Below are 657 nucleotides of genomic sequence, written 5' to 3'. Positions count from 1 at the left end.
GAGATCGGCTACGCGGCGCTCGACCAGGCCGCCAGCGCGCCCGCGCTCCAGCGGGTCTGGGACGACGTCGCCGCCTACGCGCCCTACTACGGCAGCGTGCACCGGGGCGCCGGGCACCTCTCGCAGCTCTCCACCGACCTGTTCGAGCAGAGCCGGGCCACCGTCGCCGCGTTCCTCGGCTGCCGCCCGGACGACCAGGTCGTCTTCACCCGCTCCACCACGGACTCGCTGAACCTGCTGGCCGCCGCACTGCCGTCGGACACCACCGTCTTCGTCTTCGAGACCGAACACCACGCCGCGCTGCTGCCGTGGCGCCGCCACCGGACCGTCTGCCTCGCCGCCCCGCGCTCCCCGCTGCACGCGGTGGCGGCGCTGGAGGAGGCGCTGCACGCCGCCGCCGAGGGCCCCAAGCTGGTGTGCGTCACAGGCGCGTCCAACGTCACCGGCGAACTGTGGCCGGTCCGGGAACTGACCCGGGCCGCGCACCGCCACGGCGCGCGGCTGGTGCTGGACGCCGCGCAGCTGGCCCCGCACCACCCGGTGGACCTCGCAGAGCTGGACGCCGACTGGGTCGCGCTCTCCGGACACAAGCTGTACGCGCCGTTCGGTGCCGGCGTGCTGGCAGGGCGTGCCGACTGGCTGCGGGACGCCGAGCCC

General features: G+C 75.3%; 1 protein-coding gene. It reads left to right on the top strand.

Annotated features, from left to right (window positions below):
• A partial coding sequence (locus tag ACYVE9_RS29805; protein WP_461030979.1) for an aminotransferase class V-fold PLP-dependent enzyme occupies positions 1-657 on the top strand: 657 nt, incomplete at both ends.

This window comes from Streptomyces sparsus, assembly GCF_054776295.1.
This window is presented reverse-complemented; position numbering and strand designations above follow the sequence as displayed.